1 protein-coding gene is annotated in these 1,496 nt (G+C 65.8%); it reads left to right on the forward strand.

Features of this window, described 5'->3' with window-relative positions:
- Positions 1 to 100: 100 nt before the first annotated feature.
- Entirely contained in the window at positions 101 to 1,183 is a 1,083-nt protein-coding gene (locus tag ACPCHZ_RS28470) for an IS110 family transposase (protein WP_423487822.1), read from the forward strand.
- The last annotated feature ends 313 nt before the right edge of the window (positions 1,184 to 1,496 follow it).

Here is a 1,496-nt window from a genome sequence, read left to right on the forward strand (position 1 = left end):
CTAGACGGTATGGGGGGCTGGGGCCTCGCTCACATGTGAACGTGGGTTGCCGACAGGAAGTGGGTCCTGGCCGGTAGAGCCACAGATGTGGGAGGCCCCAGTGAAGGTTCAGCGTACGAGTGTTGGTTTGGATGTGCACGCACGATCGGTGGTTGCGTGTGCTTTGGATGGTGAGACCGGTGAGGTGTTCGAGCGCCGGTTGACCCCGGATCACGGGGAAATTGTGGCGTGGTTGAACGATCTGCCGGGCTCGGTGGCCGCGACCTACGAATCGGGGCCGACGGGTTTCGTGTTGGCGCGCAGCATCAACGCCGCCGGGATCCGGTGCTCGGTGGCGGCGTCGTCGAAGTTGCAGCGCCCGGCCGGGGATCGAGTCAAGACCGATAAGCGCGATGCCCGGCATTTGGCTCGGCTGCTGCATCTGGGCGAGATCGTGGAAGTCGAGATCCCCGGTGTCGAGCAGGAAGCCGCGCGGGATCTCTATCGGGCCCGCGAGGATTGCCGCCAGGATCTGATGGCGGCGCGTAACCGGCTGTCAAAGCTGCTGCTGCGCAGAGGCGTCGTGTATTACGGCGGCACCGCGTGGTCGCGCGACCACGAGCGGTGGCTCCGCGGGCAGCGGTTCGACAGCCCGGCACTGACGATGGCCTATGACACCGCCCTGGACACCGTTGTAACCATCACCGAACGTCGCGAGCGGCTCGATGCGGCGATCACCGCGATGGCCGCCGACTCGATGTTCACCCCGGTGATCACCCGGCTGGGGTGCCTACGCGGTATCTCGACGCTCACCGCGTTCGGGTTGGCCACCGAGATCGGTGACTGGCACCGGTTGACCGGACGCACGATCGGCGCCTACCTCGGCTTGGTGCCCTGTGAGTACTCTTCAGGCGACAGTCGGTCCCAGGGTGGGTTGACCCGCACCGGCAACACCCACGCCCGCCGCCTGCTGATCGAATCGGCGTGGCATCACCGCAAGCCCTACCGTCCCGGAGAGGTGATGCGCCGCCGATGGAAAGCTGCGACGCCGGCGACGCGGACCCGTGGACAGGCCGCCAACCGGCGCTTGCACGATCGATGGCTGCGTTTCGACGAACGCCGCAAACGCCCCGTGGTCGCCAACGCGGCCATCGCACGTGAACTGGCCGGCTGGTGCTGGTCGCTGGCCGTCATGGACGACTGACGGCCCCCGAACGTCCAGGTGAGTGCTGACCGGTGTCGGCAGGCGTCTCGGAGTGACCCGCGGAAATCGCTATGAGCAATCTGTTGCCGTGCAACCGATGACGCTCGTCTACTAGACCAGCGACCCACTCCGACTCGAAGAACCGTCCTGCGGTAGCCAACCCGCGCATATCAGACTGACACGCGTCGAACACGACACGCTCGACACCGCATCACACACACCTGGCTACGAAGCGGCGGCCGCAACGACGGTTGCGGCCGCCGCTTCATCCTGCCCACTTGACAAACTGATCCCCATATCAGCGATTTCGGCG

Origin of the sequence: Mycobacterium sp. NPDC050041, assembly GCF_049541695.1 — a bacterium.
Lineage (GTDB): Bacteria > Actinomycetota > Actinomycetes > Mycobacteriales > Mycobacteriaceae > Mycobacterium.